The sequence below is a fragment of the Okeanomitos corallinicola TIOX110 genome (assembly GCF_038050375.1).
Classification (GTDB): Bacteria; Cyanobacteriota; Cyanobacteriia; order Cyanobacteriales; family Nostocaceae; genus Okeanomitos; species Okeanomitos corallinicola.
In genome coordinates this window covers 577296-600598 of record NZ_CP150886.1, presented here as the reverse complement: position 1 = coordinate 600598, position 23303 = coordinate 577296, and the positions used below count along the sequence as shown (strand labels likewise).

The 23303-nt window shown below is 36.9% G+C and carries 22 protein-coding genes; 12 read left to right on the top strand and 10 right to left on the bottom strand.

Annotation, left to right across the window (positions count from 1 at the left end):
• Window positions 1-66: 66 nt before the first annotated feature.
• The gene (locus WJM97_RS02505) at window positions 67-2103 is read left to right on the top strand and encodes an ATP-binding protein (protein ID WP_353931482.1); all 2037 of its coding nucleotides are present in this window, start codon (window positions 67-69) and stop codon (window positions 2101-2103) included.
• A gap of 98 nt (window positions 2104-2201) precedes the next feature.
• On the opposite strand, the gene WJM97_RS02500 is transcribed toward WJM97_RS02505, so the two are convergent.
• Together WJM97_RS02500 and WJM97_RS02495 are read right to left on the bottom strand one after the other, a co-directional pair.
• Complete coding sequence (locus WJM97_RS02500; RefSeq protein ID WP_353931481.1) at window positions 2202-2936, bottom strand: chromosome partitioning protein ParB; 735 nt, start codon at window positions 2934-2936, stop codon at window positions 2202-2204.
• Window positions 2936-4312: an AAA family ATPase gene (locus WJM97_RS02495; protein WP_353931480.1), complete on the bottom strand. Its 1377-nt coding sequence runs from the start codon at window positions 4310-4312 to the stop codon at window positions 2936-2938. The genes WJM97_RS02500 and WJM97_RS02495 overlap by 1 nt, the downstream gene beginning before the upstream one ends.
• Window positions 4313-4690: 378 nt before the next feature.
• Between WJM97_RS02495 and WJM97_RS02490 the strand changes: the two genes are divergently transcribed.
• Window positions 4691-5587 (top strand): ParA family protein, encoded by an 897-nt coding sequence (locus WJM97_RS02490; RefSeq protein WP_353931479.1) that lies wholly within the window; start codon window positions 4691-4693, stop codon window positions 5585-5587.
• A gap of 78 nt (window positions 5588-5665) precedes the next feature.
• On the opposite strand, the gene WJM97_RS02485 is transcribed toward WJM97_RS02490, so the two are convergent.
• Both WJM97_RS02485 and glp read right to left on the bottom strand, forming a co-directional pair.
• Complete coding sequence (locus WJM97_RS02485; RefSeq protein WP_353931478.1) at window positions 5666-5929, bottom strand: hypothetical protein; 264 nt, start codon at window positions 5927-5929, stop codon at window positions 5666-5668.
• A gap of 182 nt (window positions 5930-6111) precedes the next feature.
• The gene (glp, locus tag WJM97_RS02480) at window positions 6112-7335 is read right to left on the bottom strand and encodes a gephyrin-like molybdotransferase Glp (RefSeq protein ID WP_353931477.1); all 1224 of its coding nucleotides are present in this window, start codon (window positions 7333-7335) and stop codon (window positions 6112-6114) included.
• A gap of 30 nt (window positions 7336-7365) precedes the next feature.
• Between glp and WJM97_RS02475 the strand changes: the two genes are divergently transcribed.
• The 5 genes from WJM97_RS02475 (at window position 7366) to radC (ending at window position 11629) form a co-directional block, all read left to right on the top strand.
• Complete coding sequence (locus WJM97_RS02475; RefSeq protein ID WP_353931476.1) at window positions 7366-7923, top strand: RDD family protein; 558 nt, start codon at window positions 7366-7368, stop codon at window positions 7921-7923.
• A gap of 44 nt (window positions 7924-7967) precedes the next feature.
• Window positions 7968-8162, top strand: a complete 195-nt coding sequence (gene rpmG, locus WJM97_RS02470) for a 50S ribosomal protein L33 (RefSeq protein WP_353931475.1) — start codon at window positions 7968-7970, stop codon at window positions 8160-8162.
• A gap of 2 nt (window positions 8163-8164) precedes the next feature.
• Window positions 8165-8380: a 30S ribosomal protein S18 gene (gene rpsR / locus WJM97_RS02465; RefSeq protein WP_353931474.1), complete on the top strand. Its 216-nt coding sequence runs from the start codon at window positions 8165-8167 to the stop codon at window positions 8378-8380.
• Between the two features lie 316 nt (window positions 8381-8696).
• On the top strand, window positions 8697-10754 hold the full coding sequence (locus WJM97_RS02460) for a ribonuclease R family protein (RefSeq protein ID WP_353931473.1): 2058 nt from the start codon (window positions 8697-8699) through the stop codon (window positions 10752-10754).
• A gap of 143 nt (window positions 10755-10897) precedes the next feature.
• Window positions 10898-11629 carry a DNA repair protein RadC gene (radC, locus tag WJM97_RS02455; RefSeq protein WP_353931472.1) on the top strand — a complete coding sequence of 244 codons (732 nt, stop codon included), beginning with the start codon at window positions 10898-10900 and terminating at the stop codon, window positions 11627-11629.
• A 13-nt stretch (window positions 11630-11642) separates the two neighbouring features.
• Here radC and WJM97_RS02450 read toward each other — a convergent pair whose 3' ends face one another.
• The 4 genes from WJM97_RS02450 to WJM97_RS02435 all read right to left on the bottom strand — a co-directional run bounded on the left by WJM97_RS02450 (window position 11643) and on the right by WJM97_RS02435 (window position 16603).
• Window positions 11643-12431, bottom strand: coding sequence for an ABC-2 family transporter protein (locus tag WJM97_RS02450; protein ID WP_353931471.1), 789 nt, complete (start codon window positions 12429-12431; stop codon window positions 11643-11645).
• A gap of 91 nt (window positions 12432-12522) precedes the next feature.
• Window positions 12523-13506 carry an ATP-binding cassette domain-containing protein gene (locus WJM97_RS02445; RefSeq protein ID WP_353931470.1) on the bottom strand — a complete coding sequence of 328 codons (984 nt, stop codon included), beginning with the start codon at window positions 13504-13506 and terminating at the stop codon, window positions 12523-12525.
• A 133-nt stretch (window positions 13507-13639) separates the two neighbouring features.
• Window positions 13640-15292, bottom strand: a complete 1653-nt coding sequence (locus WJM97_RS02440; protein ID WP_353931469.1) for an AarF/ABC1/UbiB kinase family protein — start codon at window positions 15290-15292, stop codon at window positions 13640-13642.
• A gap of 246 nt (window positions 15293-15538) precedes the next feature.
• Window positions 15539-16603, bottom strand: a complete 1065-nt coding sequence (locus WJM97_RS02435; protein WP_353931468.1) for a mannose-1-phosphate guanylyltransferase — start codon at window positions 16601-16603, stop codon at window positions 15539-15541.
• A gap of 354 nt (window positions 16604-16957) precedes the next feature.
• On the opposite strand from WJM97_RS02435, the gene WJM97_RS02430 reads away from it, so the two are divergent.
• The 5 genes from WJM97_RS02430 (at window position 16958) to WJM97_RS02410 (ending at window position 21363) form a co-directional block, all read left to right on the top strand.
• Window positions 16958-18460 carry an LCP family protein gene (locus WJM97_RS02430; RefSeq protein ID WP_353931467.1) on the top strand — a complete coding sequence of 501 codons (1503 nt, stop codon included), beginning with the start codon at window positions 16958-16960 and terminating at the stop codon, window positions 18458-18460.
• A gap of 86 nt (window positions 18461-18546) precedes the next feature.
• Window positions 18547-19053 carry a pentapeptide repeat-containing protein gene (locus WJM97_RS02425; RefSeq protein WP_353931466.1) on the top strand — a complete coding sequence of 169 codons (507 nt, stop codon included), beginning with the start codon at window positions 18547-18549 and terminating at the stop codon, window positions 19051-19053.
• A 100-nt stretch (window positions 19054-19153) separates the two neighbouring features.
• A complete protein-coding gene (gene murJ / locus WJM97_RS02420; RefSeq protein ID WP_353931465.1) occupies window positions 19154-20761 on the top strand; it encodes a murein biosynthesis integral membrane protein MurJ in 1608 nt (535 codons plus the stop codon).
• Window positions 20762-20974: 213 nt separating this feature from the next.
• Window positions 20975-21178, top strand: a complete 204-nt coding sequence (locus WJM97_RS02415; protein WP_353931464.1) for a type II toxin-antitoxin system HicB family antitoxin — start codon at window positions 20975-20977, stop codon at window positions 21176-21178.
• Entirely contained in the window at window positions 21175-21363 is a 189-nt protein-coding gene (locus WJM97_RS02410; protein ID WP_353931463.1) for a type II toxin-antitoxin system HicA family toxin, read from the top strand. Before WJM97_RS02415 ends, WJM97_RS02410 begins: the two co-directional genes overlap by 4 nt.
• 77 nt (window positions 21364-21440) lie before the next feature.
• Here the strand turns inward: WJM97_RS02410 and hrcA are convergent, their stop codons facing one another.
• Together hrcA and WJM97_RS02400 are read right to left on the bottom strand one after the other, a co-directional pair.
• Window positions 21441-22526 carry a heat-inducible transcriptional repressor HrcA gene (hrcA, locus tag WJM97_RS02405; RefSeq protein WP_353931462.1) on the bottom strand — a complete coding sequence of 362 codons (1086 nt, stop codon included), beginning with the start codon at window positions 22524-22526 and terminating at the stop codon, window positions 21441-21443.
• A 360-nt stretch (window positions 22527-22886) separates the two neighbouring features.
• Window positions 22887-23246, bottom strand: coding sequence for a rhodanese-like domain-containing protein (locus WJM97_RS02400; protein ID WP_353931461.1), 360 nt, complete (start codon window positions 23244-23246; stop codon window positions 22887-22889).
• Between the last annotated feature and the right edge of the window lie 57 nt (window positions 23247-23303).

Below are 23303 nucleotides of genomic sequence, written 5' to 3'. Positions count from 1 at the left end.
CGGGTGGCTAATATCTATAGTATCTACTTCTCTCATCAAGACAACGCAAGGTAGGAGAAAATTCCCATGCAATCTATTGACGATATTATTTTGATGAATGTCAACCCTTTTGATAATGTTTACTGTTCTCATGTTGTTAATAACAGTAATTCAGAATCAAATATTACTTATCTTCATCAAGAAACATTCATCAAAATTGAAATATTATTAAGTCAAATTTCACAAGATCATATTACACGTACTGTACTAATTACGGGAAATAGTGGTTGTGGTAAAACTTATTTATTAACTAGACTAAAAAATCAATTAAGTCATAAAGCTTGTTTTGTTAACATTCCTCCCTTTGCTAAACGGGATAGTATTTGGCGTAGAATTTTACGTTATACAGTTGATAGTTTAGTAAAACGTCAAAATAATAACCAACCATCGCCATTATTATTACATCTATTGAAAGTCAAGGAAGAAAAAGATACTATATTAGGTTTCTTCCGAACTGAAAAGCAAAAATTTATTAATAGACTAAAAGAGAAATATAAAAAAGTTAACATTTATAATTCAGATGACTTTTTTGGAATTTTGTATGAATTAATCAATCCAGAATTATATGATTTAAGCTGTCAGTATCTGCGTGGAGAAGATTTAACAGCAGAATCTCTTCAAAGTTTAGGAGTAGAAAAATCTATCAATACAGAAACAGCAGCAAGGGAGATATTAACTAATTTCGGTATAATTAGCTGTGAAATTCAACCCATAATACTCTGTTTCAATCAAATAGAAAGTATTGCTCGTTTACCAAATGGATCATTAGATTTAGATGCTTTACTTCAAGTAAATGCTAAAATCCGAGAAGATAATAATAATTACATGATGATTATTAGCATTTGTAGTAATCGTTGGGAGGAATATAAAGATCAAATTCAACCATTATATCAAGGTGATATTAATCAAAAAATAGAATTAAAAGATATAAGTTTAGCTCAAGCAGAACTAATTTTAGGTTCTAGATTAGACTCCATACACAGACAAGCTAATTCTCTCCCTAGTTCTTCCCTATATCCCTTAAATCGTCAAGTTTTAGAAAAAGTCTTTCCCATTGGCAGAATTAATTTTAGAGATGTAATTATCTGTGGTAGAGATTTATTTAAAGCTTATAAAGAATGGTTGGTAAAAGATGATAAAGCAACTACTTTTACTTTTTATAAAGAAACTCAAGATAAATTAGAAATTATTTCCTATTTTAAAGTTAGATGGTATGAAGAATTTTCCCGAATCCAACAACAAATTACACGTATTAATCAATTATCATCCACAGAATTAATTCAGGATTTACAAGCTGTTTTATTAGCATTGCAAATGCAAGAAGTTAGCACTTCCCTATTTATTAGAAGTAAGTATGCTAGTTATTCTCTTGTTTATAAATTAAAGAATAAAAATATTGGAGTTATTTGGACAGAAGATCCTAATTTAGAAAGTTTTTTTTATGTAATGGAAGCTTGTAGAAAAATTTTAGAAAAAAATCCATCTTTAAAATTACATCTAATTCGTTCACAATCTTTAGGTGATTCTCAAAGTAAGGGATATAAAGTTTACAAGGATATTTTTGTTAATTCTAAACATTGTTATATTATTCCTGATTTACATTCTGTGCATTACTTAGCTACCTATCATAGTTTAGTAAGAACTGCACGAGAAGGAGATTTAGTAGTTGGTAGTAAAATTATTAGTTTAAAGAATTTACAATCTCTAATAGTTGCGACGAAAATTTTAGATAATTGTTCTTTATTACAAGATTTAGGAATAGTAAAAAAAACAGATGTTATTAGTAAAAATGATGATAGTAGTGGTGATTTAAATACGTTCAACCCAATGAAAAAACATACAGAATTGAAAGATGCAAAGGATTATATTTTTAATTTAGTGATTACACAGTCTTGTTTGAGTAGACAGGTTTTATTAAAAAATGTGGGTTGTATTTTTCCACAATTTAGTGAAGTGCAACTTGATGGTTTAATTCAACAATTATGTTGGGAAAATAAGATGAAAATTATTTATCCTAAAGCTCATCTTTCTTCTCAGTTAGTGACTTTGTTTCCGAGAAAGTGATTGGTTTTTGCTCCAAATACGTGGTTTATTTCGCGCAATCTCCGTTAGGAGATCCCGCAGGGTAGACGCAAAGGAGCAAAGGAAGAGAAGAAAGAGAGTTAATTTTTTGAAAACTCATCAATTATGGTTATCATTCCTTTATCACCTAATCCTTTAACAGAACTCAGTACATCTCGATAATCTTCAAATTCTTGATTTTGTTTTTTATTCCTTGCTTCTACAATAGCTTTAGCTAAAGCTTCATAACGATGAACTCGATAATTCTTTAATTTCGAGTATAATTCCTGTTGCGTTAGAGTGTTGAGTAATTTCAGAGGATCTTTATGCTGAGATACTTCTTTTTTATCTGGGTTCTCCCTAATTTTACTAATCAATTCCTTAAATTGATCGTCAACTTTCTGTCTTTCTTTCGTAATTTCTAATTTTAACTCAGTCATAAACTTTTCCAATCTTAATTCTAAATTATTAAGACGGGATGAATCTACATTAATTTTGTCATGTGCAATTATTGGAGGTTGATTAATATCATTAATTCCTGTAATAGCTGCAACTTGCTTTAAAACTAAATCCTCAATTTTTGATGAAATAACAAACGCATTTACTGTTTCACATTGACGTGGATTTTTTTCTTTTGCTGTGACAGCAGCATAATACTCTAAATGTCCTTCAATTACTGTATAACTTTCTGCTCCTGATTGTTTAAGAACTAATGGTTTAATAAGTCCACCACTTTCTATAATCAGTTCTGCAATTTTTTGTAATTCAACTTCATCAAAATTTGAACGAGGAAAATCAGATACGATATCTTTAACATCTACTAAGTAAAAACGCATTATACTTGAACTCCTATTTTTTGTAAAACTTCATTAGCTAAAATTTCAAATTCTAATGCTGATTTTTGAGCGCTAGATTTGACTTCTTCTGCATATTTAATTACCGACTTTGGATCAGGATATTCTAGTTCTCCAATGGTTATAGTTTTATTCAAACACTCTGAAAGTACACTTCTGTCATAAATCACTGACTCCATTAAAGGTAAATCATATTTTTCAGGAATTATATCTCTTTGTCTTGGAAATGTATATTGCAGAAATCTACTATTAGTGGAAATTTTAGAAGGTAAAACTCCCAGTATATTTAAAGGTTCTTTACCAAAAACTTCTCTATATTCTTGAATTTGCTCATTTATAAAGTTTTTGACTGTGGGTAAACCTTGATTAGCGAATGGTTTTAAATCAGAAGGAATTATTAGATAATCTGCTGTTATTAAAGCAACTTCTGCATATACATCTCTGGAGGGTGGGGTGTCTATAATAACGATATCATATTCATTTTCTACGTTTTCTAACTTTTTCATTAATCTGAGTCTAGTTTTCGCTAGTTTATTCAAACGCTCTTGTTTTTCTACTAAAATAATATGTGCTGGAATTACTTCAAATTCTGGATTATTGAAATAATTTGATTTCCGAGCGATGTCAGGAATAAAGTCATGTTCTGCGGATTCTAGTAGATGATAAATATTTTTATCTCTTAAATCATCATCTTCTTCAAATTGGAACTTGATCAAACCTGTGGCAAAAGTTGTATTAGCCTGAGAGTCTATATCAATTAATAAAACTTTTTTACCTTTATGACTCAAAGCTGCTGCTAAATTAACTGCAACGGTTGTTTTCCCCACTCCACCTTTATTGTGATAAATTGCAATAGTCTTCATAGAATGCTCCTTATTAGATTCTAACTTTGATACTTGTACTTCTAACCTTTCTTTAAACTCTCTATTCTTCAAACTCTCCCTACCAACTAACCCCCTAATTTCCTCAATCTTCTCCTCAACTTCATCACCATTACATTGAAAAACTAAGATAATTTGATCATCATACTTTTCATATATTCTGATCTCCTTACCATTAGTTAACAACCCATAACGCACATTTAAACTCGTTAAATAATGCCTTAATCGGAAAATGTGATGATCTAAATTTTGCTTAGGGTGCTTTGCCTCCATTACTACACTTAACGGTGAATTAGCATCTAACACAAAAGGTACAGCTTGTGCTGAAAATGCCAAAAAATCTAAGCGAATACTACCAACAGCTACTTCTTGATGCCATGTATCCGGTGTATAACCTAAATGTGGTAGCAAATATTGAACTATCAGTTTACTTTCTACTTCGCTTTCATTACGACACAGTGCAGGATTAAAAAGCAAGGTATTCTACCTCTAAGAAACAATAATCATTATGAGAATTTAAATATACGAATAATTATGTCATAGCATGAGTATTTGAAATTATAAAGTTTACTTAAAGTTTTGTAGAAAAAAGTCAATAAAATTAGTATTTATACGGAAAATATTCACAATAATTACTGCATATCAGTGATGTTAAAACCGTGGTTGTTCAATTACGTAAAAACACTCAATATTCCCAACTTATCCAAAAATTTGGACATATAATCACCTAAACTACAAAAAATACTAACAAACACATTTTCCCCATCTTCCCAAAGAATAAATTAACCAAAGTGAAAATCTATTAGATAATATGTACGCTACCAAAATGGGAATGCGTCAGCAAAGGAAATCAAAATGGGATATGTAATTGCAACTGCAAACATGAAGGGTGGAGTCGGTAAAACTACCCTCACTGTTAACCTGGCGACTTGTTTAGCCAAAAATCACGGTAAAAAGGTATTGGTTCTGGACTTAGATAGTCAAATTAGTGCCACACTGAGTTTAATGTCACCTCTAGAATTTGCCAAACGTCGTAAACAAAGAAAAACTTTTAGATATTTAATAGATGAAGTTATTAACCCAGAACCAAATCCTGAATTACAAATTCACGACATTATTGAATCTCAATTATGTAAACTCCCAGGATTAGATTTACTACCAGGAGATATAGATTTATATGATGAATTTGTTGTTTCTGAAATGCTGCATAATCAAGCTGTAGCATTAGAAGAAAATGATTTTGAAACTATCTGGAATCGTTTTGAAAGAGTCTTAATTAGAGATATTTTAAAACCAGTACGGGAAAAATATGATTTTATTCTTTTAGACTGCGCTCCTGGTTATAATCTCATGACTCGTAGTGCTTTGGCTACTAGCGATTTTTACGTTCTTCCTGCTAAACCAGAACCTTTATCTGTAGTGGGAATTCAATTATTAGAAAGACGTATTGCTAAGTTAAAAGATAGTCATGAACATGAAGCGAAAATCAATACTAAAATGTTAGGAATTGTCTTTAGTATGTGCAATACTAATTTATTAACTGGCAGATATTATAAACAAGTAATGCACCGTGTTGTCGAAGATTTTGGTGTAGAAACTATTTGTCAGTCACAAATTCCTGTAGATGTCAATGTAGCTAGGGCTGTTGATAGTTTTATGCCTGTGGCTTTAATGAGTCCTGGTTCTGCTGGTGCTAAGGCATTTACTCAATTAACCCAGGAATTATTACAGAAATTACCAAGTGATAGGTAACGGGGAGAGGGGGAGAAATATTTACCTTTTGACTCCTGTACGGGCGAACGGCCGTTCGCCCCTCCTGACTCCCGTTGTTTACGCTGCTTCCCGTATTTGTGAAGGAATATTCATTTCTGGGAAGGGTAGTGAAATTTGTTCAGTTTGCTGTGTTGCAGCTTCTTCTAATACCTTGACTTCAATATTTACACTGACTAAATAACTACCTGTATTCTCTCCTACTGCTTCAGCAATTAATTTTGCTATGTCTGGACGTTTTGCAGTGAGAGGATCTCGTAAAATACAACGATCCCATTCATGCTTGGCTGTAGGATTAAGACTGAGAATATAGTGTTTCATCATAGGATTCATCCATCTTCCAGATGTGGTTTACAGCTTGGAGGCGATGAATCTATTATAGTACAATTATACTAATTTGGCAAGGGGAGAGTGGGTGAGGGGGTGAGTGGGAGAATCAGATATTACTTCTTTATCTCTGACTCCTGTACGGGAGAACGGCCGTTCTCCCCTCCTTGATATTCTGCCTATGGTTGCAATACCACAACTTCCTCACCGGGAGAAACCAACGTTTGACCGACAGGAAGAACTGCTAAAGCGTTAGTCTGGACTAAATTTATTAAATTACCGGAACTGTCATTACCCTGAGCTTTATGAAATTGGTAAACACCATTGACTAGGTGTAAATTTCCACATATATAAGTTTCCATTTTACCATGAGATTGTAGTTGAGAGTGCGATCGCACCCTGATAAATTTTCCGCCCCAACCTTGGGCAAGTCCCGCCATTCTTCTAATTGCAGGTTTGACAAACCGCCAACAAGTTACCAGGGCAGACACAGGATTTCCAGGTAAGCCAAAGTATAAAGAATTAGGAAAAGTTGCAAAAGTTAAGGGTTTACCCGGACGCATCTGCACAGATTGAAAATGAACCTTTCCACCCAAAGATGCCAAAGTTTTACCTATGTAGTCATAATCACCAACAGATACACCACCTGTAGAAATGACAATATCCGCATTGGCGATCGCATAATCTATAATTTCTGTTAAAGCTTCAGGATCATCCTCAACAATACCCAGCAATAACACCTCAGCCCCCAACTCCCGCATCAAAGTCGCCAAAGCAAACTGATTAGAATCAACAATTTGACCTGGTTTAAGTAACTGTTCCGGCATCACCAACTCATCACCACTAGAAAAAATTGCTACTTTAGGACGACGGAAAACCCCTACCTGTTCCCTACCCGCCCCAGCTAACACCGCAATTTCCCCAGCCGTTAACACAATACCACCGGGCAAAAGTTCCGTACCTGCTTGATAAAAATCACCCTTACGTCTAACAAACTCACGAGGTTGAGGGGCAATAAAAATCAAAACCCGGTTATCTTGACGGTGAGTTTTTTCCTGCATCACCACAGTATCCGCACCAGCAGGCATCACAGCACCTGTAAAAATACGCGCGGCTTGTCCAGGTTTAATAGTAATCTGGGGTTGATAACCAGCGGGAATTTCTGCCACAATTTCCAAAACCACAGGTTTATCAGACCTAGCTTGATGTACATCTGCATAACGCACAGCATAACCATCCATCGCCGAATTATCCCAATGGGGAAAATTAACAGAGCTAGTAACTGGAGTTGCTAAAATACGATTATTCGCCATCAGCAAATCAATGAATTCTACATCTAGCTGGTTATCCAGCGGTTTTACGGAATTTAAAATAGTAGCTTCTGCATCTCGGACTGACAACATAATTAATGATGATAGTTTTGTATACTTTAAATGAGTATAATTAAAACACCCCAAAAACACTATCCCAAAGGGACAATTACCCGTCGCTGTATAGCACTAGGTATAGATTTTCTTGGTATATGGCTAGTTAGCTCCCTACTGGGAAGTAGTAAAATCGGTATTCAATTCGTCCAAATATTTGTTTTTATACTAGCTTGGTTGATTTTACGTGTTGTAATTGTTGTTAACAACCAAGGTCAAAGTTTAGGTCGTTGGGCAGTTGACTTAAAAGTGTTAGCAATAGAAAATGGGCAGATAGTCAGCAGAATTCCTCAACTTTCAGCATTGTTGCAACGAGAAGGAATTATTTGCTTTAATACCCTGTTAGCATCCATAGGTTTGAGCAACATCATTGCTAATCCTACAGCCATACTGTTCTTACTACCCCTAGTAATTGACTGTGGTGCAGCCTTGTCAAATGCTAAAATGCGACAGGCCTTCCATGATCGTTATGCTAGGACTATCATCGTTTCTTCCCAGCGCGGCTACTCCCTAGATTTAAAAATTCAGCGGTTAGTTGAAAAAGTGCAGCGAAATGTGAGAAGATAGTCATTTGTGTTAAATTCTCTCCCGGCTTTACTGTTTGTAAAATTATGGCTAAGAGTAAAGGTGCCCGCCTAATAGTGACACTAGAATGCACCGAGTGTCGAACCAACCCAGACAAACGTTCTCCAGGCGTTTCCCGCTATACCAGCACCAAGAACCGCCGGAACACCACCGCCCGTTTAGAACTGAAAAAGTTCTGTCGCCACTGTAACAAACACACTGTTCACAAGGAAATCAAGTAAAGATGAGCTACTATCGTCGTCGCCTGTCGCCTATTAAGCCAGGAGAACCAATTGATTATAAAGATGTTGATTTACTACGTAAATTTATCACAGAGCGTGGTAAGATCCTACCCAGACGTATTACTGGATTAACTTGCCAGCAACAACGCCAATTAACATCAGCAATTAAACGCGCTCGCATTGTCGCTTTATTGCCATTCATAAACGCAGAAGCCTAGTAAAATTTTGGATTTTGGATTTTGGATTTTAGATAAACATCCAACAAAAGTAACGTTGGTAAAAATTAAACGTTTACTTTTAGTCCAAAATCTAAAATTTCAGCAGTGACAAGGAAGTGTATAATGACTTTCGAGATTTAAAATTATTCAAGATTTAAAATTCTTGGATTTGGGTTAGAGGTAATAGGGAGTCAGGCAGTAGGTAATCAATTTGCCAATCACCAAATTATCAATACCCAACCTAAATTAATAACTAGCAACTGAAGTTACTGGTTATTTAATCTAAAATCTAAAATTACTAAAAAGTATAAGAGTTGTGGAGAAGGGTACGCTAGTTGAATTCAAAGTTCAAGGTGACAGTCGTCTGGGAGTGGTAGATCGTCCAGACGGTAAAACCCGTTGGTTTGTAATAGACGCAAGAGGACAGTCTCACAGCCTCGCACCTAGACAAATAACTTACACAGTTAATAGCAACGGAACAACCTACAAACCAGGTGATATTCCCAACTTTTTAAAGGAAGTCCAACCATATCTAGATCCATCAAGCTTGGAAGTGGCTTGGGAACTATTAGTGGAAGATGGGGAAAATGCAACTTCCCGCCAAATGGCAAACTTGTTGTTTTCAGAATCAGAACCACAACATTGCTATGCTGCTCATTGCTTGTTATCAGAAGACAAACTTTATTTCAAACAAAAAGGGGATGCTTATGAACCCCGCAGTGCAGCACAAGTAGCAGAACGTAAACATCAAATTGAAGTAGAAGCCCAAAAAGCCAAAGGACAGCAGGAATTTTTAGCCCGTGTAGAACAGGCACTTAATGGCGACACCGTAGAATGGCAACGTCACGATCGTCAGCGTTTGGAAGCACTAGAAAAATATGCAACTCTAGTGGCAGATATCATCAGAATGGGAATAAATGCTGATGTTTTAGTTCGTACTTATCCACCGCCAGCCCCAGTATTAGAAACCATGAATATGCTGGGACGTTCAGCAACACCCCAGACAGCATTACAACTTTTGATCGACCTGAGTTGGTGGAGTCCTCATGAAAACCTATTCCTGCGTCGTTCTGCGATTCCCGTTCAGTTCCCCAATCAGGTATTAGAAGTGGCGCAAGAAAATTTAGATTCTCCCCCAGCAGACTTAGACACCAACCGTGTTGATCTTACCCATCTCAAGGTATATACAGTTGATGACGAAAGTACCACCGAAATAGATGATGGTTTAAGCTGGGAAACATTACCAGATGGTAGAGAACAACTGTGGGTACACATTGCTGATCCTACCCGCTGGTTAATACCAGAAGATGAATTAGACCTAGAAGCCAGAAAACGGGGTAGTACAGTTTACTTGCCTACGGGAATGATCCCCATGTTCCCAGAGGTTTTGGCCACAGGGCCAATGAGTTTGGTACAGGGAAGAATTTGTTGCGCCCTTAGTTTTGGGGTTGTGTTAGATGAAAACGGTGGTGTAGAAGAATATAGAATACATCCTAGTTTGATCAAACCTACCTATCGCCTCACCTATGAAGATGTAGATGAGATGCTGGAATTAGGAGTAGAAGCAGAACCAGAAATTGCCGCGATCGCTAATTTAGCTCAAAAAAGGAAAACTTGGCGGTATAACCAAGGCGCGATCAGTATCAATATGCCAGAGGCGATGATCAAAGTCAAAGATGATGATATCAGCATTGATATTTTAGATGATTCTCCATCTCGGCAATTAGTAGCAGAAATGATGATTTTAGCAGGGGAAGTAGCAGCACGTTATGGACAAACCCATAACATTCCTTTACCCTTCCGTGGTCAACCCCAACCAGAACTACCCCCAGAAGAAGAATTATTACAACTTCCAGCTGGCTTTGTGCGTTTTTGTGCCATGCGTCGGTGTATGCCCAAAAGTGAAATGAGCATTAACCCAGTGCGTCATGCTGGATTAGGATTAGATACATATACCCAGGCAACTTCCCCTATTCGTCGTTACAGCGACCTACTCACCCACTTCCAACTTAAAGCACATTTGCGGGGAGAAAACTTGCCCTTTTCTGCTGAAGAACTAAAAGAAGTGATGATGACAGTCACCACTACTACCCAAGAACTAACAATGGTAGAACGACAGACTAACAGATATTATGCTTTGGAATATTTGCGTCGTCATCCTGAACAAGTATGGCAAATTACAGTTTTGATGTGGTTGCGGGAAGATAGTAACTTGGCATTAATTCTGTTAGAAGACTTAGGTTTGCAGTTACCAATGATGTTTAGACGTACTGTGTGCTTAGGTGAACAAGTATCAGTGAAAGTCAGTATCGCTGACCCACAGAAAGATATTATTCAGTTTCAAGAAATCATTTACCAAGAAGCTGTAAATTAGTTATTGGGCATTGGGGATTGGTGATATTTATTCTGACTCCTGACTACTTAATAAATATTTTTGTCACTAAATATAATTTACGGCTGTAAAAAGGGATAAATAAGAATAGTTCCATCTTTGGTGCATTGTCCCTTTGTTGTTATATGACATACTGCCTTAGAATTGCCGATCTACCTGAAAATGAGCGTCCCCGTGAAAGATTAATGACTCATGGCGCAAAAATATTAGCTACTGCGGAATTAATTGCTATTTTGTTGGGAACTGGACAAGGCCCAGGTAAACTTTCCGCCGTGGGTTTAGGACAACATATCTTACAGGAATTAGGAAAAAATCAACGTGATCCTTTAGGTGCTTTGCGGGAAGTAACACCTGCTGAATTAATGGAAATTCATGGTGTGGGATCTGCAAAAGCTACGACAATTCTGGCAGCGATAGAATTAGGTAAACGAGTTTTTTTATCCCGTCCTGCCGATGGTACAGTCATTGATAGTCCTCTAGCCGCCGCCGCTACCCTGAGTCAAGACTTAATGTGGCAAAGTCAGGAACGTTTTGCAGTGGTACTATTAGATGTGAAAAATCGGTTTTTGGGGACAAAAGTAATTACCATTGGCACTGCCACAGAAACCTTAGCTTCCCCCCGTGATATTTTTCGGGAAGTAATTCGACATGGTGCAACCAGGATGATAATTGCCCATAACCATCCTTCTGGCAATTTAGAACCCAGTGAGGCAGATATAGAATTAACAAAACAATTATTATCAGGGGCGCTAGTTTTAAATATTCCCTTGTTGGATCATTTAATTTTAGGTAATGGCACTCATCAGAGTTTACGAGAAATTACCACTCTTTGGGATGATTGCCCCCAGGAAGATTGATTACAAATTATATTCATGCTCCCATGCCTGAATATCGCTTTAAACCTGCACGCCATAACAAGCGATTTAGTCCTAAAAATATGAGTATCCACCCTAACATTGATAAAAATCCCCTGGTTAAATCTACAGGTATTCCTACTAAAATATTAGCAGGAAAATTAATCATGTAAGGGAATGGTGTAAACATAACTACGTTTCTAACATTTTCTGGAAAAACTTCTAAAGGTGCAATTAAACCAGAGAAAAATAGAAAAAATAAAAACCAAAAATTTTCTAAAGCTGTAGCCCTTTCCGTCCAAAAAGTAAACATAGCAAATGTATATTGAATTATAAATCTCAGCGTGAAAGCAAGTACCGCAGCTAAGGTAAATAATAATATATTAGGTAAACTTGGTATCCAAAAAGCTTGGGGATATAATAAGAAAAATAAACCTATTATTAAAAATACCAGTGGCATTCGTGCAAATCTTTCAGAAACGTGAGTAGCTAGATGATAAAAACCAGGGTCAATTGGTTGTAATAACCGGGGTGAAAGTTTACCTTCTACTACTTCTCTTTCAAAATCAAAAATTACCCAAACAACTGTTAATTGTCTGGTGAGAAAAACAGCGAAAAAGTATCTGGCAAATTCCAGTGATGTTAAGCCAAAGTTGCCTCCTTCTGCTGCTTGTATCCAAACTCCCATAAGTATTATTGGTAAAGTTCCAGATAAAATCCATAACACCAGTTCGGAGCGATATTCCAGCATATAGGCATAATATACTGTTAATAAAGTAAGGATTTTTTTAGTAAAGTTTTTCATGGTAGATATCAATATTTTCTGGTGAATTTTATGTTAAGTTTACTATTATCTATTCCTCATCATACTGTCACTGTGGCGTAGCACCTGTCACCTATTCAACAACACCAGATTGAAAAACTCTACCAATCACTTCTTCTACAGATGGTTCAGTGACTGTTAAATCTATGACTTCTAAATTAGCTAAAATTTGTGATACTGTGCTGGTAAGTGCGTCTCTTTGCACGATAAATTTAACGGTGCGACCTTCTAAGAGTTGAATGTCTCCATAGGACATGAGTTTTTCTGCTGGTAAAGGTTGGGATAATTCGATGTTAATTTCTCTGTAAGGTGCAAAGCTTTCTAATAATTCATCTAAATTACCATCATACATTAATTCTCCTTGGTGAATTAACAATACCCTTTCACATAAAGCTGTAATATCTGCCATGTAGTGGCTAGTTAATAATACTGTGGCTTGATATAGTTTGTTGTACTCTCTTAAAAAATCCCGTACTCCGACTTGAGCATTTACATCTAATCCTAAAGTTGGTTCATCTAAAAATAAAACTTGGGGACGATGTAAAAGTGCTGCTAATAATTCAGCTTTCATTCTTTCCCCTAATGAAAGTTTTCTGACAGGTTGAGTAAGTTTACCTTCCAAAGATAGCATTTCTGTTAATTCACCAAGACGACGATGAAATTCTTGATCAGAAATATTGTAAACTGCGGCATTAATTTTCAAAGAATCAAGTGCTGGTAAATCCCAGATTAATTGCTGTTTTTGTCCCATGACTAGGGTGATGTTTTGTAAGAATGATTCTTGACGACGAAAGGGAATAAAACCAGCGACATTGACTTTTCCACTGGAGGGATGAATTAAACCAGTGAGCATTTTTAGAGTTGTGGTTTTTCCCGCACCATTAGGACCTAAAAAACCGACTACTTCTCCTGCTTGAATGGTAAAAGATATATTTTTAACAGCGTTAATATTAAGATATTTACGGTTAAAAAAGTGGTTGATAGTTCCTTTTAATCCAGGTTGTTTAATAGCTACTGGATAGGATTTACTGAGGTTTTCTGCTATGATCATTGACATAAAAAAGAAATAATTCAAGAATCAGAATATTACATGGATATGCTTTGTATACTGATAAAATATCATTATCAATTAGATACAAAGATTAACACTTATGAAGCTAACAATACTCCGCTAATTTGAGTCGCTTCGACTATTTTAAACGTCCTGATCGCAAAATGCTAATTATTAACCATAACCCTAATAAACTAGCAGCAGCAAATAAAATACTACTTACAAAAGATAATTGAGATGTTTGGGCTTGACTAGAAATCATGGCTGCGCCCATAATTAAAGACCCGACCAGAATACTAAAAGAAAGACGGTTAGCAGCATCATCCATAGTTCGACGTAAACCGTCTAATCCTTTTAATGATAAGTTCCATTGTAGAGTTTCTGAAGTAACCCGATTTAACAAGAGTTCGATTTGACGGGGAGATTGTAAAGAGAGACGTTTAATATCTAAAGCTGTACGAAGGAGAGATCGCACAGGAGCATCTCCCAACAATTGACGACGGAATAAATCTGTAATTAAAGGTTTAATTTCATCAAATAAATTGATATTAGGATTAAAATTACGGGCTACCCCTTCTAAATTTGCCAAAGTTTTCGCATAAAGACCCATATTACTGGGTAAGCGAATTTTATTATTGCGAGCTACCTGTAAAATCTCATAGATAACTTGACTGAAATTAATATCAGTCAGACTGGCATTATAATACTGTCGCAACATTCGGTCATAATCATTTTCTAACCGAGCCAAAATCACAGGTTGAGCAGAATCAGAAAGTTGTAAAGTTAACTGAGCGCAGCGTTGAGCATCTATATCTACAATTGCTAATAACAATTCCGTTAAAATTTGCTGAGTGCGGGGATCAAGTCTCCCCACCATCCCACAATCTAAAAGAGCCACCCGGCCATCTGCGAGATAGAACAAATTACCAGGATGGGGATCAGCATGAAAAAAACCATCAATATATAATTGCTGAAAAAATGCCCTAAATAACAAGCTAGTGATAGCTGTACGCTTACTGATTAAATCTTGTTCAGTATCACTATCACCAACACTTAAATCTGCGTCAAGTAAAGGCACACCATCCAACCATTCCATCACCAGTAACTTTTGGGTAGTCAAACTCCAATCAATTTCTGCGACCACAATTTGTGTAGGATCATACCAAGGACTTTGGGATAAATTCCGCCGCAGTTGATCGGTATAACCAGCTTCCCGTGTAAAATCCAACTCTGCTTCCAAAGCCTTCGTAAACTCTTCCGCAACGGATTTAATTTCATAGGTTTGCCCAAAATCAGTTCTGGCTACCAAATCAGCGATACCTTGAATTAAGGCGATATCCTGGGCAATAGTGATATCTATTCCTGGCCTTTGGACTTTGAGTGCAACTTCCCGACCATCTGCTAAAATAGCCCGATGGGTTTGGGCAATTGATCCCGCAGCCACTGGAAGATGATTAACCATCCGAAAAGTTTCTTCTAGTGGGTTTTTTAACTGTTTGCGGATAATAACTTCTATTTCCGACCAAGGAACTGCGGGTACTTCGTCTTGTAAAGATGAAAGTTCTTCAATATAAGCGGCACTCAATAAATCTGGACGGGTAGAAAGTAGTTGACCGAGCTTGACATAAACTGGCCCCAAATCCACCAAAATATTTTTTAATACCGCTGGTGTAGGTAACTGGGGTTCATCAGTTTTACCACCAGTGAGTAAACCTCGCATATAATCCCAACCATTGCGGAAGACTACCTCAATAATTTCCCGTTGTCTAGGTACAGTGTGAGTTAAAAACATTTTTGATAACCAATAAATTCAACATTCAATATTATTCAAAATTAGGGAAAAATGATCACATTCAGTGATTTATTAAAAGTTTTTGATGAAGAAATCTGGGTTTTTATTAACCAAAAATAAATTTCATCATGATCCCCTTGGTGAAGACCCAAAAGTGTTGATTAAGCTCAATATTACAGACTAGAATAAATTATCCAGATATAATTGAGAATAAGACTATTAAGTCTCTACCAAGGGTGCTAAATTTTACAGCAAATCCGTAAATCGGGGGTCACTTTGTAAGGTTTTAAGAACTTGCTTAATTTCCTGAGTGCGATCCTTTTTAACTATGAGGGTAGCATTGCGATCGCGCACAATTACCACATCCTCTAAACCAATAGTCACAATTACATCATCTGGATTAGAGGCGTAAACAATAGCCCCTTGAGTATCTAACCCCACATGAGTAGCTAATTCAACATTAGGATGATCATCTTTTTTCAGTAGACGTTCAATAGCATTCCAATCACCCAGATCATCCCAACCAAATTCTACCGGTAAAACATAAGCCAGGCTTGTTTTTTCCATCAACGCATAATCTATACTTTTTTTAGGTAACTGGGGATAAATATCAGGGACAGATTGTTCTAAAGGTGTGATAATTTCTGGAGCATGGGTACGTAGTTCTTCCAGAACAACACCCGCCCGAAAAACAAACATACCACTATTCCAGCTAAACCGTCCCGTTGATAAAAAGTTTTCCGCTGTTTCCCGGTCAGGCTTTTCAGTAAAGCGGTTGACATGATAAGCTGGCAGATTATTAAAGCTACCAATCTTTTCACCTTGTTCAATGTAACCGTAGCCAGTTGAGGGAAAAGTAGGCTTGATCCCCAAAGTGACAATTGCCTGTGTGCTAGTGGCTAACTGGGTAGCCGCACTCAATGTATATGCAAATACCTCTTGATCTGCAATCCAGTGATCAGCGGGAAAAAAGCCAATTACAGCTTCTTCCCCGTAACGCTTCTTAATTTCCAAACTTGCCCAAGCAACAGCGGCTGCGGTGTCTCTTCCTTGTAATTCGATCAGCAAATTTGCAGATGGCAGATCGGGTAATTGTTCTCGTACTCCTTCAGAGATTTGACTAGAAGTGATTACCCACAAGTGATCCCAACCCCCACCAAGGGTTAACAGTCTATCAGCAGTTGATTGGAGTAGACTTCTAGAACTACCATCTAGGCATAAAAACTGTTTTGGTCTGTCTTGGCGGCTTAAAGGCCAAAAACGCTCGCCTTTACCACCAGCCAAGATTACAGGGATAAATTGATTATTCATGTTCTCTAATACACTTACTTTAGAACAATATTACAGCAGCGAATAGTGTTTAGCAGTTAGCAGTCAGCGGTAAAACTCTTTTATTGCAAGACTTTTTAACTTACATTTGTAACTTATTTACCTGCCAGATGCTGTAAGTGTATATTCATTCATTTTGCGATTTACTGATACTGATAAATCCAAATGTTTGAGAATTGTTGATTTATTAACCATTTGAAAACTTGAGGGTTAGGATACCAATAAAATCAAAAATCCAGAAAATCAAAAACTTGCAAAGATAGCTCTAACTTTGGCAACAAGATTTGTAGCTTGCATTAACATACCTTTAGGGATTGGTTGAGTGGGGAGATAATTGTGGTTAAACAAATTCAATGGTCAGAACATCAGGTCACACCTCAGCAATTGACAGCATTAGATCAAGAGGGAAAACCGCAACAATTTCAAAGAACTGACAATCAGTTTATAGGCATACCAGTACAGAGAGTTGGAGCAGAAGTTAAACAGCAACAGTCAGTAAATAATCCACGTCATGTAGCTAAGTCAGTAGGTAATGTGCCGAATGAACTCTCTGACCGATTGGGGTTAACCATGCCCCAATGGTTATTGTGGATTTTAACTTTTATGGTTGGTATCATTTTATCCGGGTTAATGGTATCAACTGTGGCTTTATGGACTCCCTTATGGAGTAATTTAGATCAAGTCAAAGAAGATGATTTTGGATCTACTACCACTAAAGATCAGATAAAAGTACCAGGTAACTTATGGAATAAACTTTCTCAGTATAAACTATCAAAACCCATGAATATTTTAGTCATGGGAATTGAACCTGTGAAGGGTACTCTTGACGGTTCTCCAGAAAGTTTTACTGGTCACAGTGATACCATGTTACTGATCCGGTTAAATCCTGACGACAAATCTATTCGTGTACTTTCCATTCCCAGAGGAACAATGATTTCTCTGCCAGAACAGGGCTTAACTCAGGTATCTGAAGCTAACGCCAAAGGAGGGCCAGTTTTAGCAGCACGGGTAGTTAGTCGTACATTAAGTAATGCACCCATTGATCGGTATATTCGCCTTTCCACTAGCGGTTTGCGGCAATTAGTTGATCAATTGGGCGGTGTAGATATGTTTGTACCCCAACCAATTAACTATCAAAATAACGGTTCAACGGTGAATTTAGTTAGTGGTTGGCAAACCTTAAACGGTGAACAAGCAGAACATTTTGCCCGTTTTAGGGAATCAAATGTTGATGATTTGCCAAGAGTACAACGACAACAAGCATTAATCAATTCCTTATTGCAAAGGCTAAATAATCCTACAGTTTTACCCAGGTTGCCGCAAATTACTCGCATAATGCGAAAGTATTTTGACACTAACTTGAAAATGGAAGAAATGATGGCATTGGCTAATTTTTCTGTGAATGTAGAACGGGATAATTTCCAAATGTCTATTTTACCGGGGACATTTAGCAAATTCAGTAAAAATCCTAATAGTTATTGGTTAAATCTCACAGGACAACAAAGCTTATTGAATGATTATGTTGGCGTAAATATAGCTGGGGTGAAATCAGATTCACGTCCAGTTTATCGCCTCAAAATTGCGATTCAAAACGCTTCCAATCGGCCTCATTTAACAGAAAAAGTGATTACTTATCTTAAAGAGAAAGGTTTTCAAAACATCTACACCATAGCTGACTGGCCGGATACTCAGCGTCAAACTCAGATTATTGTGCAAAAAGGAAATCCACAACCAGGTACAGAACTGCAAGCAGTTTTAGGCTTAGGTCAAGTGGATGTTTCTGCCAATGGTGATTTAGATTCTGATTTGACAATTCGTATTGGTCAAGATTGGCAATAGTGATCAATGATTGGTGATTGGGACAAAATCAGTTAAAGTGAGGGTTTAGCAATGCTAAACCCCTACATTTGAGAATTATTAAGATCATGAAAAAAAATTTGTTGAGATTATTTAGTTTACTGTTGATTTTGGTTCTCGCTGGTTTTTGGATAATTATTAATCCCCAACCAGCTTTTGCACAAGTTAACACCATCAACTATAATAATGCTTCTTTAGAAAATCGTGATTTCTCTAATACTGATTTAACTGGAGTGAATTTTGTCGCTGCGGAAATGCGCGGGACAAATTTTCAAGGGGCAAATTTAACTAATACCATGTTAACCAAAGGTGTGTTACTCAAAGCAAATTTACAAGATGCGAATTTAACAGGTGCTTTAGTTGATCGTGTTACCCTAGATGGTGCTAATCTGAAAAATACTATTTTCACAGAAGCGACTTTAACCCGTAGCCGTTTTTATGATGCGGATATCACCGGGGCTGATTTTACAGATGCTTTAATTGATAGATATCAGGTATCACTATTTTGTGAACGTGCCGATGGTGTTAACCCTGTAACTGGGGTTGCTACACGAGACAGTTTGGGATGTAAATAGGTGACAGGTGACAGGTGACAGTAAAGAAGAGGGTAATGTTAAGATTTCAGGTTCAATATTCTCATATATATACTCTGTAAGAGGTTTATAGGTATTATTCGTGTCCGAACAACAACAAGAAAAACCCTCTCGTTCCTTTGCTGGTATTGCTGGTATTGTTGCCGCAGCAACATTAATTAGTAAAGTATTTGGTTTAATTAGACAACAAGTCATAGCCGCTGTTTTTGGTGTGGGTGCTGCTGCTACTGCTTACAGTTATGCCTATATAATTCCTGGGTTTTTGTTAATTTTATTAGGTGGTGTGAATGGCCCTTTACATAGTGCCATTGTTAGCGTTTTAGCTAAACGGAAAAAAGAAGAATCTGCACCCATCGTTGAAACAGTAACCACTATAGTTGGTGGGTTGTTGTTGTTAGTCACAGTTGCCCAGATTTTTTTGGCAGAACCAATTATTGATATTGTTGGTTATGGTTTAGAACCAAACACCAGAGAAATTGCTATTCGTCAATTACAAATAATGTCCCCCATGGCTTTATTTGCTGGTTTAATTGGCATTGGTTTTGGTACTCTTAACGCAGCCAATCAATATTGGTTACTGTCAATTAGTCCTTTGTTATCTAGTCTTACCGTTGTAATTGGTATCGGTATTTTAGCTTTACAATATGGACAGGAAATTGTTAAACCAGAGTTAGCTTTAATTGGGGGAATAGTATTAGCTATTGGCACTTTAGCGGGGGCAATTTTACAATGGTTAGTCCAATTAATTGTCCAATGGCGGTTAGGTTTAGGTTCATTAAGATTGAGGTTTGATTTTAAATCTCCCGCAGTGCAAGAAGTAATTAAAATTATGACTCCGGCAACAATTTCTTCGGGAATGATGCCGATTAATGTGGCAACAGATTTATATTTTGCCAGTCCCATTCAAGGTGCAGCGGCAGGTTTTAACTATGCCAATTTATTAGTACAAACTCCATTGGGAATTATTTCTAATATTATTTTATTACCTTTATTACCGATATTCGCCAAGTTAGCTGAACCGGAAAACTGGCCAGATTTAAAATTACGTATTCGTCAAGGACTGTTATTAACTGCGGTAACAATGCTACCTTTGGGGGCATTAATGATAGCTTTATCTGAACCAATTGTGCAAATAGTTTATCAACGGGGAGCATTTACACAAGAAGCAACTGAGTTAGTTTCTTCCTTATTAATTGCCTATGGAATTGGGATGTTTGCTTATTTAGGAAGGGATGTTTTGGTGAGGGTATTTTATGCTTTAGGTGATGGACAAACACCTTTTAGAATTAGTACGTTTAATATTTTATTGAATGCTAGTTTAGATTTTATTTTAGTTAAACCTTTTGGTGCGCCTGGTTTAGTTTTAGCTACGGTTGGTGTTAATTGTAGTTCAATTTTAATGTTGTTGTGGTTGTTAAATCGGAAATTAAATGGTTTACCTTTGCGGGAATGGAGTTTACCAATTCTCGGTTTAGGTGCGGGTAGTGTGGTTGCTGGAGTTGCAAGTTATGGCACTTTAGTTGGTTGTCAGCAGGTGTTGGGAAATCAGGGTTTAGTTGTTTTAATAATTGAGTTGTGTGTTGCTGGTGGGGTGGGAATTGGGGTGTTTGCGGTTATTGCGGGGATGATGAGAATACCGGAGGTGAATAGTTTTGTGGTGAAGATGGGTCAGAAGTTTTTGAAAAGGTAGGTTAGTTGAGATTCTGACTAAAGAATATATCAGAAAAATCAACTACGAAGACACGAAGATATAGACACAAAGAAATAAGAGAAGAAGATAGGTAATTTTATCACTGGGAAGGGAGTAATTTTAGTTTAGCGATCGCTCTAATTTTCAGCAATTCTAGATAAATTGCTATGATAGGTGAATATTCAACACTGCTACAGCTAAGGAGGAAGGATTTTGTATACAGCAATAATTAAAAAATCCAGTGATTGGTGGTTAGGTTGGATTGAAGAAATCCCTGGTGTGAATTGTCAGGAAGCAACGCGAGAGGAATTATTAGAAAGTTTACGAATTACACTTTTAGAAGCATTAGAATTTAACCGGCAAGATGCTATAGAAGCTGCGGGTAATGATTATGTTGAGGAAGCGATCGCACTATGAAGCGTGGGGATTTACTACGCCATTTACAGGAGTGTGGTTGTGAGTTTATTCGTGAAGGTTCTCGTCATTCTTGGTGGTGGAATCCTGAAAAAAATAGAAGATCCGCTATTCCTAGACACCAAGAAATAGATGATATTTTGGCTAGGAAGATTTGTAAGGATTTAGGGATACCTTTTACAAAATGAGTGTAGTTTAATCGTTCATGAAGTCATCCCATAATTCAGCAACGCCAATAAATAAAAGATATTTTTCCCAACACGATTTACGCAGTATGACTAAAAGCTTCAGACAGATAATCTGCTGCTGCGGCTACAACAGCGATCGCATTTTCATAGTCTAACCGAGTCGGCCCCAAAACACCTACACTTCCCACCGGTTGAGAACCTCGACGATAGGTAGAAGAAATTAAAGAACAGGTTTGAATAGGTTCTAAAGGATTTTCTGCACCTATCCGCACCGTTACCTTGGATTTACCTGTTTCCTCTACTTCCGGTTCTTCACATATTAGCCGCCATAATTGCTCTTGTTCTTCTTCCAATAAGTGCATAATCGTTTGTACCTGCTGCACTTGGGAAAATTCCGGTTGACGTAACACCTCTCCCACACCCCGGATCATGATTTGTGTTGTTGAGGGTGTAGATGCACGATGCAGTAATTCTGTCAAGGAACTTTTGAGAAATTCCCCATAACGTTGAAACTCTTGGTCTAATTTACTCCAGTCAAGCTGAGATAATTCCAAGAGAGTACAACCCCGCAGATGAGTATTTAAAAAATTAGAAACTATTTGTAATTCCCGATCAATTGCTTCGGGATCTAGTTTGGTATCAGCAGACTCAGGAAATAATTCCATCAACCTAGAATGGGTTTCATAACCATCCGTCACCACAATCAGCATAATTTTTCCAGTTTCAACTTGTACAAGTTGCAAATGTCTTAACTGTGCTGTTTGGGATTGAGGCATAGTAATTAAAGTAATGCAGCCGCTTAATGTTGCCAGTATTTGAGCAGCACCTTGTAATAGAGCCTCTAAACTCCAATCTTCCCAATGTAGACGTTGTTGAAATGTTGATTCTACCTCCCTAGCTAGAGTTTCCGAAGGTTTCATCAATTTATCAACATAAATACGATAACCAGAATCAGAAGGGATTCTACCCGCAGAAGTATGTGGTTGGTAAAGTAACCCTGATTTTTCCAAAACCACCATAACATTGCGGATAGTGGCAGAACTGACCCCAAGATCAAATTCTTCAATGAGAGTTTTAGAACCAACAGGCTCTGCTGTAGCGATATAATGGCGTACAGTTGCCCAAAGTATGTGCTGTTGGCGATTTGTCAGCTTGACTTGCATAGATTATGTGTTACTAAAGGCAAATTTTAAGGAAAAGTTGAAAAATCAGACCGAAAAACCGAAAAAATTGAAAAAATTAATTAATTATGAATGCACAATTGCAAATTATCTATTTATACTATATTCCCTGGGTGCAAAGCTTCCCTTGAATGTTTATTTTGTGTGTACTGAATAGCACATTATAACTCATGACACACAAGAAGATAAATTTCTATCTATTAACTATAATATTTCATATTGTTAAGAGTATTAGCTGTGTTTTTAGCTACAAAATTTAACTTTTAGTTCAGTCACATTGCTGACACAGGGGGAATCAGTTATCAGTCTTTTGACTGTTCCCTCTTCCCTGTTTCCTATTCCCTAATACTGAGGAATAGAAGGATCAACTAACGTCGAGTAGGCGGCAATTCCACCGATGATATTTTTAACATTAGTAAAACCTTGATCCATTAACCATTGACACATTTGAGCAGAACGAACACCATGATGGCATAACACCAAAGTTTCTGCGTCAGCATCAAAACGGGTGGAGATTTCCCCATTCCATTGTTCGTATTCACTTAAAGGCAGGTTAGCAAACCCTTCTATTTTAGCGATCGCCACTTCTTGAGGTTCACGTACATCTATTAATTGCAAACCAGAATCATCCTCAGCTAGACGCTGCGCTAGTTCTGCTACGCTGATTTGGGTTAAAGGTTGGTTAAGAGATTGACCTGTCATGGAGTTTTCCTAAATAATCCTATATTTTGTCATACTATTCATGGTGACAAAAAGCTG